The 14,616-nt window shown below is 40.5% G+C and carries 16 protein-coding genes; 10 read left to right on the forward strand and 6 right to left on the reverse strand.

The genetic code is table 11. The features are described 5' to 3' along the window. The first annotated feature begins 76 nt into the window (after window positions 1-76). Window positions 77-1,138, forward strand: coding sequence for a tRNA 2-selenouridine(34) synthase MnmH (gene mnmH, locus PFZ69_RS18130; protein ID WP_270182510.1), 1,062 nt, complete (start codon window positions 77-79; stop codon window positions 1,136-1,138). Here the strand turns inward: mnmH and PFZ69_RS18135 are convergent. Beyond that, window positions 1,101-1,565, reverse strand: coding sequence for a hypothetical protein (locus PFZ69_RS18135; protein ID WP_270182511.1), 465 nt, complete (start codon window positions 1,563-1,565; stop codon window positions 1,101-1,103). The genes mnmH and PFZ69_RS18135 overlap by 38 nt on opposite strands. A gap of 338 nt (window positions 1,566-1,903) precedes the next feature. Here PFZ69_RS18135 and PFZ69_RS18140 point away from each other — a divergent pair, with 338 nt between their 5' ends. The 5 genes from PFZ69_RS18140 to PFZ69_RS18160 all read left to right on the forward strand — a co-directional run bounded on the left by PFZ69_RS18140 (window position 1,904) and on the right by PFZ69_RS18160 (window position 8,915). Beyond that, window positions 1,904-4,015, forward strand: a complete 2,112-nt coding sequence (locus tag PFZ69_RS18140; RefSeq protein WP_270182512.1) for an ATP-dependent Clp protease ATP-binding subunit — start codon at window positions 1,904-1,906, stop codon at window positions 4,013-4,015. A 260-nt stretch (window positions 4,016-4,275) separates the two neighbouring features. Next, window positions 4,276-5,544: an ATP-grasp domain-containing protein gene (locus PFZ69_RS18145; RefSeq protein WP_270182513.1), complete on the forward strand. Its 1,269-nt coding sequence runs from the start codon at window positions 4,276-4,278 to the stop codon at window positions 5,542-5,544. Window positions 5,545-5,574: 30 nt separating this feature from the next. Next, complete coding sequence (locus PFZ69_RS18150; RefSeq protein ID WP_270182514.1) at window positions 5,575-7,542, forward strand: hypothetical protein; 1,968 nt, start codon at window positions 5,575-5,577, stop codon at window positions 7,540-7,542. A 141-nt stretch (window positions 7,543-7,683) separates the two neighbouring features. Then, the gene (locus PFZ69_RS18155; RefSeq protein WP_270182515.1) at window positions 7,684-8,676 is read left to right on the forward strand and encodes a zinc-binding dehydrogenase; all 993 of its coding nucleotides are present in this window, start codon (window positions 7,684-7,686) and stop codon (window positions 8,674-8,676) included. A 68-nt stretch (window positions 8,677-8,744) separates the two neighbouring features. Continuing rightward, window positions 8,745-8,915, forward strand: coding sequence for a hypothetical protein (locus PFZ69_RS18160; RefSeq protein ID WP_270182516.1), 171 nt, complete (start codon window positions 8,745-8,747; stop codon window positions 8,913-8,915). Window positions 8,916-8,979: 64 nt separating this feature from the next. Here the strand turns inward: PFZ69_RS18160 and PFZ69_RS18165 are convergent, their stop codons facing one another. Both PFZ69_RS18165 and PFZ69_RS18170 read right to left on the reverse strand, forming a co-directional pair. Continuing rightward, entirely contained in the window at window positions 8,980-9,375 is a 396-nt protein-coding gene (locus PFZ69_RS18165; protein ID WP_270182517.1) for a hypothetical protein, read from the reverse strand. Then, entirely contained in the window at window positions 9,372-9,647 is a 276-nt protein-coding gene (locus PFZ69_RS18170; protein WP_270182518.1) for a hypothetical protein, read from the reverse strand. The genes PFZ69_RS18165 and PFZ69_RS18170 overlap by 4 nt, the downstream gene beginning before the upstream one ends. 170 nt (window positions 9,648-9,817) lie before the next feature. Between PFZ69_RS18170 and PFZ69_RS18175 the strand changes: the two genes are divergently transcribed. Further along, on the forward strand, window positions 9,818-10,492 hold the full coding sequence (locus tag PFZ69_RS18175) for a DUF1836 domain-containing protein (protein ID WP_270182519.1): 675 nt from the start codon (window positions 9,818-9,820) through the stop codon (window positions 10,490-10,492). A 37-nt stretch (window positions 10,493-10,529) separates the two neighbouring features. On the opposite strand, the gene PFZ69_RS18180 is transcribed toward PFZ69_RS18175, so the two are convergent. Further along, window positions 10,530-11,024: a BsuPI-related putative proteinase inhibitor gene (locus PFZ69_RS18180; RefSeq protein WP_270182520.1), complete on the reverse strand. Its 495-nt coding sequence runs from the start codon at window positions 11,022-11,024 to the stop codon at window positions 10,530-10,532. A 140-nt stretch (window positions 11,025-11,164) separates the two neighbouring features. Between PFZ69_RS18180 and PFZ69_RS18185 the strand changes: the two genes are divergently transcribed. The 3 genes from PFZ69_RS18185 to PFZ69_RS18195 all read left to right on the forward strand — a co-directional run bounded on the left by PFZ69_RS18185 (window position 11,165) and on the right by PFZ69_RS18195 (window position 12,686). After that, window positions 11,165-11,788: an NUDIX hydrolase gene (locus PFZ69_RS18185; RefSeq protein WP_270182521.1), complete on the forward strand. Its 624-nt coding sequence runs from the start codon at window positions 11,165-11,167 to the stop codon at window positions 11,786-11,788. 204 nt (window positions 11,789-11,992) lie between these two features. Next, complete coding sequence (locus tag PFZ69_RS18190) at window positions 11,993-12,196, forward strand: hypothetical protein (protein ID WP_270182522.1); 204 nt, start codon at window positions 11,993-11,995, stop codon at window positions 12,194-12,196. Next, window positions 12,189-12,686: a hypothetical protein gene (locus PFZ69_RS18195; RefSeq protein WP_270182523.1), complete on the forward strand. Its 498-nt coding sequence runs from the start codon at window positions 12,189-12,191 to the stop codon at window positions 12,684-12,686. The genes PFZ69_RS18190 and PFZ69_RS18195 overlap by 8 nt, the downstream gene beginning before the upstream one ends. A gap of 117 nt (window positions 12,687-12,803) precedes the next feature. On the opposite strand, the gene PFZ69_RS18200 is transcribed toward PFZ69_RS18195, so the two are convergent. Both PFZ69_RS18200 and PFZ69_RS18205 read right to left on the reverse strand, forming a co-directional pair. After that, window positions 12,804-14,009, reverse strand: a complete 1,206-nt coding sequence (locus PFZ69_RS18200) for a GerMN domain-containing protein (RefSeq protein ID WP_270182524.1) — start codon at window positions 14,007-14,009, stop codon at window positions 12,804-12,806. Further along, window positions 14,009-14,542 (reverse strand): RNA polymerase sigma factor SigX, encoded by a 534-nt coding sequence (locus PFZ69_RS18205; protein ID WP_270182525.1) that lies wholly within the window; start codon window positions 14,540-14,542, stop codon window positions 14,009-14,011. The genes PFZ69_RS18200 and PFZ69_RS18205 overlap by 1 nt, the downstream gene beginning before the upstream one ends. Between the last annotated feature and the right edge of the window lie 74 nt (window positions 14,543-14,616).

Genomic DNA, 14,616 nt, shown 5'->3' on the forward strand with positions numbered 1-14,616 from the left:
CATAAACAAGGGTTTAAAAGGTTTAAGTCTAGAATGATATAATGAGCTAATAATGAGATACAAAGGATGAGTCGTTATGAGAACTATTTCGATAGATGAATGTTTCGATAGAAAATTACCGATCATAGATGTTCGAACCCCAGCCGAATTCGAGCAGTTCCACATTCCAGGAGCAGTTAACATGCCGATCTTTTCAAACGAAGAAAGAGAGTTAGTTGGAACAACTTACAAACAACAAGGCACAGAAGCAGCGAAGGATTTAGGGATCTCGCTTGTGTCTCCATCTCTTCCCGATTTTTATCAGAAGGCAAAAGTTCTATCAAAAGGACAGGAGTTTGTCGTTTACTGTTGGAGAGGTGGTATGAGGAGTAGAAGCCTTGCTGTGATTTTTGAGATGATGGGGCTGCCATGTCGTCAACTTGTTGGTGGCATTCGGTCATATCGTCAAAATGTCATGAGAATACTTGAAAGCCATGCTAAAAAAAACGTATCTTTTCTTATAGTGGAAGGGTTTACTGGGACATCTAAGACAGACATTTTACATTATTTAAAAAACAAAGGCTACCCAGTCATTGATCTTGAAGGCTTAGCTGCACATAAAGGATCAGTTTTCGGAAGAGTGAATTTACCTGAAAGAAGTCAAAAGGAGTTTGAAGCGAAGCTTTCTCATCGGTTAAATGAAATAGGGGAGACAGATTATTATGTAATTGAGTCTGAAAGTAAGCGACTTGGGAACATTATCGTTCCGGACTTTATCTTTGAGGGCAAACAAAAAGGGACGCGCATACATGTTCACGCCCCGCTTTCTTATCGAATAAAAACCATTTTAGATACATATCATCCCGAACAGAATAGAGAGAAAATAGTAAAGGGCATCCAAAGAATCGAGAAACGTCTGCCAGATAATGAACGACGTTATATATCCCTCGCACTTGAGGAAGAGAACTATGAAGCAGTCGTCGAAAGCCTTCTGGTGAATTATTACGATCCTAGGTACACCTACAAGGCGACAGAGAATGTGGGTGAGGTTATAAAAGTTCACTATGAGTCTCTTGATGAAGGATGCCAACTTGTCCAGAATGAAGTGGAGCGTCTAGTGTCTAAGCTTCGATTAGAAGGCGAGAAAGTTTCGCTTTAATTGATTTTCTCTGCTCTTTGCCCGGTTCATTATTGTATTGTTCAATTAAATCATCGATCCGTTTGAAGTACAGGTGGCTGATCCACGCTACATAGTTCTTGTAGATAGAAGAGGTTAGGAATTTCACTAGCATGTTATCTTCTGGGCCAAAATAATACGTTTTATCATCGAAAAAAGTAGAAAATCGACTGAACGAAAGCTTTGTATAAGAGTTGTCCAAATCATAGCGGAATTTGTTCAACACATCAGGAATTAAACGAATGGCAAAGACATCATCGTTATCAAACATTTCTTTAGGAGTAGGTAGGATAAGGTACGGGTAATCACAGTCATCCAGGGCAATGAAGAAATCATTAGGTGATTCATGACAGGTAGGCACGCGCTTGACGGTCGTTTCAACTATCAATTGATAGACTGAATCATTCATTGGTATTCCTCCCTTTATAATCTATCACCATTGTTGCCAGACTAGTAAACTTGTATACCCTTTGTCGAAAAGTAGTTTAATACAATCTATTATCCAACCCTCAAAAAAATTCCTTTATTTCAAATATTACATTTTTTTAGCCGCGATACAATTATCGCGGCTTTGTTTATAAGAACAGATTAGAAAATGCATAACACTTGAAAGTCAAAGATAGTCAGATTATAATATGGTTACAAGGTCAAATATAGTCAAAGTCAAAACAAAATACATTGACCTTAACTAATACAAGTAACGCACTATTATATAACGATCTTATAAATTTTAAGGGAGGCCATCATATGCTTTGTGAAAAATGTAATCAAAATCCTGCAACAGTTCAGTTGAATGTTCAGATCAATCATTCTAAAAAACGTGTTCATCTGTGCAACTCTTGCTATGCAAATGTGATGAATGGTCAGACAACACCGTCATCAAAAGGTCAATTTGATGATTTCTTTCAATCATTTATGAATCAATCAGGTCATACTCAACCTAGTGAGCAAACCGACGCTGGTAACGGTGGATTACTAGATGACTTAGGAAAGAATTTAACAGATGCTGCAAAAGCAGGATTGATCGACCCAGTTATCGGAAGAGATCAAGAGGTAGCACGGGTCATCGAAACACTAAATCGTCGAAACAAAAACAACCCTGTCCTGATTGGTGAACCAGGTGTAGGGAAAACAGCGATCGCCGAAGGACTAGCACTTCGTATTTCTGAAGGAAACGTTCCTTCGAAATTACAAAACAAAGAGATCTATTTGTTAGATGTTGCATCTCTCGTATCTAACACAGGAATCCGTGGTCAGTTCGAAGAGAGAATGAAACAGTTGATTTCAGAACTGCAAGCAAGAAAGAATGTCATTCTCTTTATCGATGAAATTCATCTTATCGTTGGAGCAGGCTCAGCCGAAGGATCGATGGATGCAGGAAACATTCTGAAACCTGCGCTCGCTAGAGGTGAGCTTCAATTAATCGGTGCTACTACGTTGAAAGAATATCGTCAAATTGAAAAAGATGCAGCTCTTGAACGACGTTTTCAGCCAGTTATGGTTAACGAGCCATCGATTGAAGAAGCGGTTCAAATTCTAGAAGGTCTAAAACCGAGGTACGAAGATTATCATGAGGTGGCGTTTTCTGATGAAGCAATAAAAGCTTGTGTCACATTATCAAATCGTTACATTCAAGACCGTTTCTTACCAGATAAAGCGATCGACTTAATGGATGAAGCTGGTGCAAAAAGAAACTTAACGATTACAACTTCTAATCATGATGAAATACAAAAGAGGCTCGAACAAATTGCAGTAGAAAAGAAGAAGGCGACGGATGAAGAGAATTATGAAGTAGCTGCAAAGCTCCGTGATGAAGAATTAAAGCTTGAAAAGAAACTAGAAGAATCATTAAGTGTGAATGATCAAGCGGAAGCTCTTGTAAACTTAGAAGATATTCAACAAATCATCGAGAGTAAAACAGGTATACCTGTACAAAAACTCCAAGAAGATGAACAGATGAAGATGAAGAATCTTGCTGAACAGCTGAATGCTAAAGTTATTGGACAAGAGGACGCTGTTTATAAGGTTGCAAAAGCAATTCGAAGAAGTCGCGCAGGTCTGAAGCGTAAGAACAGACCGATCGGTTCATTTCTATTCGTAGGGCCTACTGGTGTCGGTAAAACAGAATTATCTAAATCTCTAGCTGAAGAGTTATTTGGAGATCGAGATGCGATGGTTCGACTCGATATGAGTGAATACATGGAAAAACACTCCGTCTCTAAATTGATCGGCTCACCACCAGGATATGTAGGTCATGATGAGGCAGGGCAACTGACAGAACGTGTACGCCGCAAGCCTTATAGCATTCTATTGATCGATGAAGTTGAAAAAGCACATCCAGATGTTCAAAATATGTTCCTACAAATCTTAGACGATGGTCGATTGACGGATAGCCAAGGAAGAACAGTGAGCTTTAAAGATACCGTGATCATCATGACGAGCAACGCAGGAAGTACAGAACGCCGTATTACAGTAGGGTTTGAATCGGCTGATAGCTATACCGATGTGATGGAAAGCCTAGGCTCTTACTTTAGACCAGAATTTCTCAATCGCTTCGATTCGATCGTATCCTTTAAGTCACTCGAGAAAGAAAGTCTTGTATCGATCGTTGACTTGATGATCGATGAGTTAAAAGGAAGTCTAACTGAGCAGCAAATTACCCTCGAGATCACAGAGGAAGCTAAATCGAAGTTAGCAGAGCTTGGATACAATCCACAGTTCGGTGCTCGCCCATTACGAAGAGTAATCGAAGAACACGTTGAAGATGGAATAGCTGATCTACTTGTTGACGAAGGCAATGTAACGTCAGTAAAAGTAGAGGTAATTGAAGATAAAATCGCTGTGAAAAATGCTTCGTAAGCTATATTTTTAGAAAGCCACTCAATTGGGTGGCTTTCTTTTTTTGTTAGAAAATAGAAAATTTAGGGAATAGAGAAGTTAGCTGGTTTTCTGATTTTCGACTAGTCGAATTAACTCGAATAACAGAGAATGCCGACTTCTTTTGTCGTAATTTGGCTAAAAGTCAGAATATTAGTTAAAAAGTCATCGTATATCTGCTACGTTAGAGAGGGAAGCTCAGGAAGATTTCTCTACTATACGAAAAAAAGGAGCGAAAACGAATGGAACTGGATCAATTAGAAATGAACCAGACGTTGGAAGAAAGTCAGCCAGAAGGAAAAACTATTCCATATTTAACTGCTTTAATTGGATGGAGTCTTCCAGCAATTGAGGCCTGTGATAAATTGAAACGGCCTTTTGTAGTAGTAGGACCACCTGATTTCAAAGACTACGCTGAAAAACATAATATCACATTTGTAGGGTGGGAGTTTGATCGTTTGAATGAAGGGTCAGACAAGCTTTATAAGCAGCTGAAAGCACTTGGTGCAGAAGTTGCAGTTCCACTATATGAAGAATGTGTAGAATGGGCAGGAGCCCTAAACGCCAGATTCCGTCAAGAACCAAGACTCTTTAATCGTTCACTTCTATTGAGAGATAAGGGGATGATGAAGAGGAAGGCTCAGATTGCAGGAATTAAAGTGGGTGTCTTTGAAGAGGCAAGAGACAAAGATGATGTCAAACGCTTCCTGAAACGAGTTAATGAAGCACTCCTTAAAGTAGATGGAGATAAATACGATCCAATTCACTGTAAACCTCTCGATAAGGCAGGTTCTGTTGGTCACCGTGCCATCGATAATCCAGCCGATATCGAAGCTCTAACAGACAATGATTTTCCACTTTTGATGGAAAGTCATCTTGATGGACAAGAGTTTTCATGTGAAGTTTTTGTTCACAAAGGACAAATTCAATTCTTGAACATCACTGAATATGTGAAGTTAGGTTATTCAAACTTTGTTCCGCCTTCTCCAACTCTTGAATCGAAAAGACCAGTTATCCGTCAAGCGATCGAGCAACTGATCGAAGCATTTGAGATTGAGAACGGGGTTATTCATCCTGAATATTTCATCATGCCTGACGGAACGTTGCACTTCGGTGAAGTAGCTGCACGTGTTCCAGGAGGTCATATTTTCGACTTAATTGAACGCGCTTACGGATTTAGTGCATATGAAGCACAAATTCTTTGTAGTGACCCGAACACGACAGAAGAAGAGCTAAGAAAATTCTTCCCAGCTGAAGATGAAGCTAATGGATATGCAGGCTGCCTTATGGTACACCCGCACGTCACTTACATTGAAGAACTAACGATTCCAGATGAGCTTGAAGAGCATCCTTTCTTCGAAAAGCATGACATGTTCACTCCACCGCAAGGTAAAGTGGCAGAGCGAGTAGGCTTTGGTAACCACTATGGAACGATTTTCTTCTTCGGTGATGATAGTGCCGAGATGAGACGCCTACTAGAATACTATGAAAAGTACGATTTTTATTTGTAGAATATTCTTTATCATAAAGGAGAATTAAGCATGCCATCTGAAGTAACAGAAGGAAAGATTGCAAGGTTTTCCCAGTCATTGACTAAGCTCAGCGAGGCACCAACATACGCAAAATCGAGATATCAGACGGATGTTTATCAAGAAGCAAACCGTCTCCTAGAAACAGAAGAAGGTCTCGAAATCCTATTTAAATATGCAGATCGTTTTGATGAAGCAGGTGTTTTCCAAGACGGTCCTTGGGAAGATCCATCGAAGCTTCAGCCTCCGCTAGTCGCAGGTTCGCTGCAAGCGAAGGGGCTTCCTTATGTCATTGAGATGCTTAGTAACTTACGTATGCTAGCTATTGCTGAAGGCATGGAGGAGCATCCTACTGTTTCTAAAGAAATGGCGATGGATTTCTTAAATGAGGTCATGGCGCTCAATTTGGATTTGCTTTTCCCTCAAGCTACAGAGGCTTCTCGAATCGAGAAAAAAGAGAATGCCGATGAGGCTCAGCGTTTGTTCCAGTTTATCTCTCGATACCTTTCATCGAGTGCGCTTTCTGAAACGCTGATCCATGAAATCAAACGTTTGACTGCACAGCGGCCGATAATGGTCAAAAGAACGGTTTCCATCATCAAAATGGCGAAAGAAATGCTTAAATCAAATGAGAATGATACGCAGAAAGAGGTTCTTCAGCAATATGTCGCCTCTATTGAAGGACCGTCTAACTTAAGTCATTTATATTCACAGCCTAATGAATATCGGAAGCAATTGATGAACCTTTCCGTTGAAGAGCTTCAACGGGAAAGTGAAATTTTAGGTCGATCGATGCGAAATACTGGCCTTTGCTCTCCTCATCATAGCGTGCTTGCACGCTTGTTAAGCAGGAAGTCACCGGAGCTTCTCCCTGCTCTTTTACAACTGAGTGGTAAAGGAAAAGCGAATTTCGAAGAGCACGAAGAACTCGTTCATCAGCTTATAAAAGTCGCTCTATTCCCGACAACATGTCAATCTGTATACGGACTAGCGTTGCTCTTAGAAAGAGGCGTACTATCAGCATCACCCGTTATCCCAGGGTTAAGAAGACTGATTGAGCTTGATATCCGCCCAGAGGTTCGAAACGCATTGTTCAAAGCGAACGAAGGTGAAGGGTTAACGGCGAACAGTATCCTCCTTGCTGGCGTCATAAGTGTACTCGGACAACCGCTCGGAGTAGGTCAAGGATTGAACCCAACCTGTCAGGCTGCAAGGGGAATCAGCTTGTGGGCACAGCATGCTCCAGGTTATTTATTAGAAATCATCCCTCGAGCTGCACGTGACGGTGAAATCGATATGGTGTTTGAAGGTGTTAACATTTACTCTAAGGATCTTCAGGGAGGATTAGCACCTGAACTACATCCTGAACTTGATCCTGTTTCAATCGTTTTAGTTCCTCACCTCGATCGTATTTATAGTGAGATGATGACGAGGGTAGCTCTAAGAGGAGAAGATGGACATCGCTGGGTAAATCCAGCTTTTTATGGAAACTGGGTACAAAAAGGATTCAGCACTGTTATTGAACCGATTACTGGAAACATCGCAGACTATCCTGGTTTTGTGAGACTGTTTTATGCAACTCACCATCCGGAATACAACGATGAATATGAGTTGATCTATCCGAACCCTGTCGGTATATTCATCACGAACGTTCATGGAAAGATGCTTGGTTTCCACGCGGTATCGATTCAAAGAATTGCGAAATGTCCTAAAGGTAACTACCGTGTTTATTTCTATAACCCGAATAACGACGGCTCTCAGAACTGGGGGCAAGGAATTGTTAGTACGGTTATGGGTAACGGTGAGTACTTTGGCGAAAGCTCGCTTCCTTTTGATGAATTCACTTCTCGTCTCTATGCGTTTCACTACAACCCATACGAACAGGGCGATTCGTATGCAGTTGAACAAGACAGTGTAGCAAAAGTGAAAACCCTTGCAAAAGAAAGCTGGGGGAAAGAATACAAATGGATTAGTGGATAAGTATAAAAGTGTCAGGGACTATCCCCTGATGCTTTTTACTTTTTAACTACGGCGGTAAGGTTTACGAATTCGAAAACACCGGGAATAAATAGTACCATTGGATAGAAGAGACGAAATGACTATAGGAAGGGGAAGTTACATATGCAAGGTTATGTGCACGGTGGAGTCAAAGGAAAAGAAGGACTAGTATTCAAAGATAACTTAGAAGAACCTCGACCTGGAAAAGGTGAGGTGAAAATCCGATTACGAGCAGCGGGATTAAATCATAGAGATTTGTCTGTTCCTACGCGACGATCAAACGGAGATCCTGACGTCATCTTAGGCTCAGATGGTGCGGGAATCATCAGTGAAGTAGGTGAAGGCGTCCAATCAGTAAAAGTAGGGGATGAGGTGCTCATTAATCCAGGGATCGGTTGGAAAGAAAATGCTGCAGCACCGCCCGAAGGCTTTCAAATTGTTGGTTTTCCTGGAGACGGTACGTTTGCAGAAAGTATCGTGCTTCCTGAAGAAAATGCTATTCAAAAGCCTTCTTCTCTTTCGTTTGAGGTAGCTGCTTCTTATGGCATCGCAGCACTAACAGCTTATCGTGCTTTATTCACAAGAGGACAGTTAAAAAGTGATCAAACGGTGTTTATTCCAGGAATCGGTGGCGGTGTTGCGACATTTTTACTCCAATTTGCTAAAGCGATTGGCGCTAGGGTAATCGTTAGTTCAAGAAGTGAGGAAAAGCGCAAAAAAGCCCTCGATCTTGGAGCGGATCTCGCTCTTTCAAATGAAGATGACTGGACGAACGTTGCTAAAGAAGAAAAGGTCGATCTTGTAATCGAAAGTGTAGGAGCAGCGACGATCAACCGATCGTTAGATCTCTTACGGAGTGGAGGTACTTTGGTCATTTTTGGCTCATCAACAGGTGATACAGCTGAAATTAACTTAAGAGCTTTCTTCTACGGACAATACAATTTTCTTGGTTCGACGATGGGGAGTGCAGATGAATTTAGCGCTATGCTGGATTTTGTAACGAATCATTCCATTGAACCGATCATCGACGCGTCCTATGAATTGGGGCAGATTGAGAACGCGTTCAATCATTTAGCTGAGGCCAAACAGTTCGGAAAAATCGTAATTACCATGTAGCTTAAATGTTGGGTGAGGTATGTTTCGAACAGTACAGGTCATGATAACTAATGATGGAGGTGGATATCATGGCGGAAAACAGGGATAGATCAAAACAGGATATCAAGATGAATACCTCATTGAACCCAGATATGGTTTTTGACAGTATTTCCGATGATTCACTCAATCAACGGTTTACTTCCGAGCAAGCAAAAGAGCTCATGTCCAGAAATGACTTGGATGTTAAAAGTAAGCAATAAGCTTAAGGTAAACCATAAAAGAAAAGGAAGCCCTCGGCTTCCTTTTCGTCTTTTTGTAGGTATTTTAATAGTAATATGGATATCCGTATGGAGGATAGCCGTAATAAGGGTAGTAAGGATACGGGCGATAATAAGGAATTAGACTAAGTGCTGCAATGCCTGCGAGTGGAAAATAGTATCTTCCATAACGTCTGTAACGACGTCCGTACTGACGCTCTGTTTCTTCTTCTCCAACTTCTTGAGGAAGTAGTAATGAAACATGCTCACTGTCTGAGTCCATTATAATACCTTCATACTCCATACCATCAGTCATTCGAACGTTTGCATGATAATTGTTGTACTTCTTACATAGCTTTTTCATGTCCCCTGAAAGTTCTTTTAAATCTCCTTGCACTTGCTGTTTCTGTCCTTGCATGGCGCCTTGAACTTGCTGATTCGGCATATTTGGTCCGTGCATCATCCTTGAACTTGCTGGTTCGGCATATTTGGTCCGTGCATGGCACCTTGAACTTGCTGGTTCGGCATATTTGGTCCGTGCATGGCACCTTGAACTTGCTGGTTCGGCATATTTGGTCCGTGCATGGCACCCTGAACTTGTTGATTTGGCATATTCGATCCGTGCATAGCGCCCTGAACTTGCTGATTAGGACCATTCATAGCGCCTTGTACTTGGTTATGCATGTTAGCACCCTGAACTTGTTGGTTCCCGTAGGGGTTGTTGTACATGTTCATAAGCGAACTCCTCCTTTACACAACACAGGATATTCACCCAGTTCCTAAACAGTTACAACAAAATAAGGGGTGAAAAGCCCAATTATTACATGTAAGAAGCACTCCTTCTTGATATTTCCATAAAGAAACTATACGATAAGTTCAAATGACCTTATAAGGTAGGGTGTACGATGAAAGGCTATTATTTAACTAGAATGGAAATGGGAAAGATCTTACAATGTATCAAGAATCAAGAAAGTCCATATGACATTTTGATGAAAGCTTGGGAGCGTACCGGAGGAGAAGGGAGATTTGAAGAAAACAATAATCTGCCTACTGTCTTTCAAAAGCTCTTAAAAGCTGAAGAAAGAGCGATCGGATTGTCTATCAATGAAATAGTGAGTCTCGGTAATCAAATTGAATATGCAAGCTTTCGTTCCACTGCCGTACAAAATTGGGTGAAAAGAGATATTAAAGATTGGATTGGCCCTCCGCAGCATGGGAAAAAGTATTCGATTGAACAGGCAGCGATTTTATTCATTGTAGAAGATTTAAAGAACACTCATGACTTTGAAAGCATTCGACTGTTATTAAGATTTGCTTTCAACAACCCTGCAGATCGAAACGATGATTTGATCAACCCTCTTGTTTTTTATCATGCGTATGCATGTCTATTTGAAGAAGTTCATTCAGAGAATAATCTTTCAGTTGTAAAAGAAAAGGCACAGGAACTTTGTTCAAAGAGTCGGTTAACGTTTGTGGAGAGTGAAGCAATGGAAAGTCTGCTTATCTCTTCATCACTATCTGTTGAAGCTGCATACTTTCAAACATTGTCAAAACAATATCTAGAGAAGGCCTTGCGTTGATAATGAAAAAACCAGCTGGTATGCCAGCTGGTTTGAATTATTCTACCGTAAAATCAATGGTCTTCTTGAAATCTTCTTCGTTTTCAACTGCAAGCCAGATTTCTAACGTATATGAGCCTTTGGCAAGTGAATCGAGCGTGATTGTATATTCAAGAGTATCAGCCTGTTTCACTTCTTCCTTTTCAACTTGTTTGATGAAGCTTTTGTTGGCAGAATAGGTTACAAGAACTTCCCCTTCTTCATTATAAAGTTTGTAATCATATTTCTGACTCGAAGGAAAAACGACGGTTTGAACCTTTTCAGTTTGGTTTTGAACTTTGTAAGTAAAGGTTGCTTGCCCGTTACTAATCGAATCTAAAGTGAGGGAAGGTTCCATTGACCCAGCAACAATGCCAGAGGAGCCAGTTGCCCCAGTGTTAACCTCTTCGGCCTTTCCATTTCCGTTGTTTGTTGAATTCATTGACTCATTCCCTTCTCCGCATCCAGTTAACGTAAGTAATGCGATACTGCCGATAGCCAAGTATTTAAGCATATAATCACCCTTTTCTTAATTGGACGACTCAAGTGAAGAAAAGGTTACACGATTATTAGAAAATTTCATCAAAAGCAGGTAATCCTTATTTTTAGGGGTATATAATAAATGTGAAGGAAGAATAAAAGGAGTTCGATAGAATGCAGCTATGGCATAAGATAAACGCTAACGTTGGAGGGAGAAAAGGTGAAGTACTCGGTAACGAAAACTTCTATAAATTTGCGGTGCTTCTTCCCCTAATCGAGGTGAAGGATGAACTCCATGTATTGTTCGAAGTGAGGGCTCATACACTGCGCAGACAGCCTGGTGAGGTATGTTTTCCGGGTGGAAAAGTCGATCGAACCGATGATAGCCCCTTGAAAGCAGCTACGAGAGAAACGTGTGAAGAACTGGGGGTATCAGAAAATGATCTTCAAGTCATTGGCGAGCTCGATTACCTTGTGTCGTCTTTTCAATCCATCGTCTACCCGTTTCTGGGAGTTATTAATAAAGATACGACGTTGTCTCATAATCCTGAGGAGGTAGAGGAGGTATTTACAGTACCTTTAAGCTATTTTATATCGAATCCTCCTGAACGCCACGATATCAAAATACATGTAAAGCCCGATGAGAGCTTTCCGTTTCATCTTATACCAAATGGTGAGGAATATAACTGGTCGTCTTCTGTATTACCTGAGTTCTTTTATTATTATAAGGATTATGTGATTTGGGGGATGACTGCAAGAATCCTATACCACTTCGTTCAACTTATAAGTGAACAGTAGGATGAGAGATGTATTGCCAGTTTCTTAAATAATAGGTAAACTAGAAAAGGTCGATTCATGTCGTATTTTCTAGTTTTTTTGTGTTTGCAATTTTTTTATATTGGCTGAAATAGACAAAAAGCCTTCAAACCCCACGAAAGAATTAGATGGATGAAATACGTACATATATAGAAAATGCAAAAAACAGTTAGTAGGGGGATAATAATGCTTTTGATCATTTTTCTATTGCTTGCCGGGTCACTAGGGTTCTTTATTTACTCATATTTCGTTAACGATTATGCGAAAGAAGTTAAAGGACAAGTAGATGATGTATACATTAACTTAATGAGAGAGTTAAAAGTTGTAAAACAACGTACGGAACTTCTCGAACGCCAAGCAAAAACTGCAAATGGTGGTAGCAATGAGTAAGCAAGAAGCAAAGGGAATTGCGGCTGGTCTTTTGGTTGCTGCTCTTCTTCTCGGAGCCTATTATTTAATGTTTTCAAGTGCATGGGCTGAAGAGAGTAAGAAATCAACGGACGAGTTGATTGAAGAGCAATTGAAGGAAAAGAACATGGTGATGGTAAAGAAAGAAGAGTACGAATCATTGCAGGCTTCACAAAAAGAGTTAGAAGCCATCAATGCTAAAGATACTTCTAAAGAAACCTCCAAAGATAAAGAGGTAAAAGAAGAAGAGGAAAAAGAGGAAAAACCTAAAAAGATTACGTTTGTTATCAAAGAGGGCATGACGAGTCAAGAAGTAGCTCAAAGTCTCGAAGATCAAAAACTCGTGGAAAGTGCTGATGAATTTATTAAGGTATTAAGAGATAAAGGCAAGGAAACTGCAATTCAACCACGTGAATTCGAGCTTACTACAGAGATGACAACAGCTCAGATTATTGCTGAAATAGCAAGATAACATATCGTAAGTTTAAGAGCTTGGAATGGCATGTGCCTCAAGCTCTTTTTTTATTTGGTAAAGAAGCTGCCGTGTAATGAAAAACGCATCTGGATTAACAGATGCGTTTTTTTATGATTATTGATCGAGAGAGAGGGCATTTGGGGACTGAGGGGTTGGAATCGCTTCATAGAGAGAATAAGGTCCAATCCTGTCAAACCCTGTATTAAAGAAGCTGACCTTGCTATAGCCGAATTGTGATGCCGTAAGCATAATCGCTTCAAGTGTTTCCATCGCTTCTTCTTGAGAATCAAATGTGCTATCTTCTGTGAATGTGATCGCAGCTACATCGTCTCTTTTTTCAACAGAATCGATCGACACACTTTCTGGAATCGAAGGCGCATATGCGTTGTTTTCGCTATCGCCGTTCTTCATAAGGGAGAGAACGCTCTGTAAATCATTCGCGTTGTCACCATATAATGGTGAACCTTTTACAAGGTATCGATCGCCCGTACTCGCTTCAAATAGAAAGAATGGTGCAGTTTCGTCTTCAATACTTTGCTCTGCTGGACCATAATTACCTAGGGTATAACCTTCTTCACCATTCGTTTTCCATGCGATGTTTTGTGCATCGACACTATCCGCAAGCCACGCGATACTATCTCGAATCATGATCGATTCGTTTGATGAAAGGCCATCACCAGGTGTTGGGAAGTCAACGACTAGGGTTTTCGAATCATTAGTATTTTCGATAGTAAAGGAAGCATCAGAGATTGGCGATTCCGAAAGTCCGTATTCACTTGCATCGAAGGTGGAAAGGATTTCTTTTAATTGGTCTGATAGTGTTTGTTCACTGTCAAAAGGAAATGATAGAGGAATGAGAGCCTGCCCCTCTTGATCTGGAAATGAGAGGACGATACTTTCTGCGCCATGTTGCATAGCAGGAGTATAGTGATCGAACGTTACCATTTCCTTAGCGGCAAATCCCTTGTCGCTATCTTCAGCTTCACCGATCGGATCATCTACAATTTTCTTATCTTCATCGAGTGTAGCGGTAGTTGCGCTTTCATTCGCATTGGAATCTCCTTGACCCGAAGAAGATTCTATGGCAGGTTGCGATTGATCTTCTGTTTCGTTGAATAAGCCTGGTAAAAGAAATAAAGATAAACTTACGACTGCTGCAGTTGCAAATGATGGAATGATCCATGGTGCACGTTTTTTCTTCTTCACATGACTACCTCGTTCTTTCATTTTATTTTGAACTTGTTGATAGATCATTTCTTTACTTTGATGGTCTTTAACTTCGGGTAATTTTGATAACAGAGATTTTGTTTTTTCACTCATCATAAAACCCCCTTTAAATTCGTCTTCATTTGGTCGTCCAAAAGTTCTCGAAGCGCTTTGATGGCACGATGCTGTGTGGTTTTTACCTTACTCACGCTCCACTGAAGAACTTCGGCGGTTTCATTCACTGTAAACTCTTGAATGTAGCGAAGAATAAGAACTTGTTGCTGGTCGAGCGTGCAATTTTTCAAACTATGGTAGATGGCTTGAACGTCTTCTTTTTGCATCACGATTTCTTCAGGGAGCGGTGTATCATCTTTCGTATTTTGTTTGTTAAATTCGAACTTGCTCAGCCACCTTGAAGTTCTCCGGTTATGTGTACGCAAATAATCGATTGCGACGTTTCTCGCTATCGTTAATAGCCAGGTTTTTTCATTGCTTCTTTCTTCGTATGAATGATAGGAGCGTAGTACTTTAATATAGACCTCTTGAACAAGCTCCTCTGCGACTGCACGATTTTTTACCATATAAAATAAGAACTGAAATAATGTTGCGTGATAGTCGTTATACAGTCGATCAAATGTTTCATTCATGTTATACCCCTCCTCCTCCTATATAACAAAACGACATACGTTACGAAAAGGTTACAACGACATTGAAATTTATT

This window comes from Alkalihalobacillus sp. CinArs1 (assembly GCF_947387515.1).
Classification (GTDB): Bacteria; Bacillota; Bacilli; order Bacillales; family Guptibacillaceae; genus Guptibacillus.

Bases quoted from the DNA above. Each gene is read 5' to 3' on its own strand.
- mnmH (WP_270182510.1), top strand. From the start codon at position 77: ATGAGAACTATTTCGATAGATGAATGTTTCGATAGAAAATTACCGATC.
- PFZ69_RS18135 (WP_270182511.1), bottom strand. From the start codon at position 1,565: ATGAATGATTCAGTCTATCAATTGATAGTTGAAACGACCGTCAAGCGC.
- PFZ69_RS18140 (WP_270182512.1), top strand. From the start codon at position 1,904: ATGCTTTGTGAAAAATGTAATCAAAATCCTGCAACAGTTCAGTTGAAT.
- PFZ69_RS18145 (WP_270182513.1), top strand. From the start codon at position 4,276: ATGGAACTGGATCAATTAGAAATGAACCAGACGTTGGAAGAAAGTCAG.
- PFZ69_RS18150 (WP_270182514.1), top strand. From the start codon at position 5,575: ATGCCATCTGAAGTAACAGAAGGAAAGATTGCAAGGTTTTCCCAGTCA.
- PFZ69_RS18155 (WP_270182515.1), top strand. From the start codon at position 7,684: ATGCAAGGTTATGTGCACGGTGGAGTCAAAGGAAAAGAAGGACTAGTA.
- PFZ69_RS18160 (WP_270182516.1), top strand. From the start codon at position 8,745: ATGGCGGAAAACAGGGATAGATCAAAACAGGATATCAAGATGAATACC.
- PFZ69_RS18165 (WP_270182517.1), bottom strand. From the start codon at position 9,375: ATGATGCACGGACCAAATATGCCGAATCAGCAAGTTCAAGGCGCCATG.
- PFZ69_RS18170 (WP_270182518.1), bottom strand. From the start codon at position 9,647: ATGAACATGTACAACAACCCCTACGGGAACCAACAAGTTCAGGGTGCT.
- PFZ69_RS18175 (WP_270182519.1), top strand. From the start codon at position 9,818: ATGAAAGGCTATTATTTAACTAGAATGGAAATGGGAAAGATCTTACAA.
- PFZ69_RS18180 (WP_270182520.1), bottom strand. From the start codon at position 11,024: ATGCTTAAATACTTGGCTATCGGCAGTATCGCATTACTTACGTTAACT.
- PFZ69_RS18185 (WP_270182521.1), top strand. From the start codon at position 11,165: ATGCAGCTATGGCATAAGATAAACGCTAACGTTGGAGGGAGAAAAGGT.
- PFZ69_RS18190 (WP_270182522.1), top strand. From the start codon at position 11,993: ATGCTTTTGATCATTTTTCTATTGCTTGCCGGGTCACTAGGGTTCTTT.
- PFZ69_RS18195 (WP_270182523.1), top strand. From the start codon at position 12,189: ATGAGTAAGCAAGAAGCAAAGGGAATTGCGGCTGGTCTTTTGGTTGCT.
- PFZ69_RS18200 (WP_270182524.1), bottom strand. From the start codon at position 14,009: ATGAGTGAAAAAACAAAATCTCTGTTATCAAAATTACCCGAAGTTAAA.
- PFZ69_RS18205 (WP_270182525.1), bottom strand. From the start codon at position 14,542: ATGAATGAAACATTTGATCGACTGTATAACGACTATCACGCAACATTA.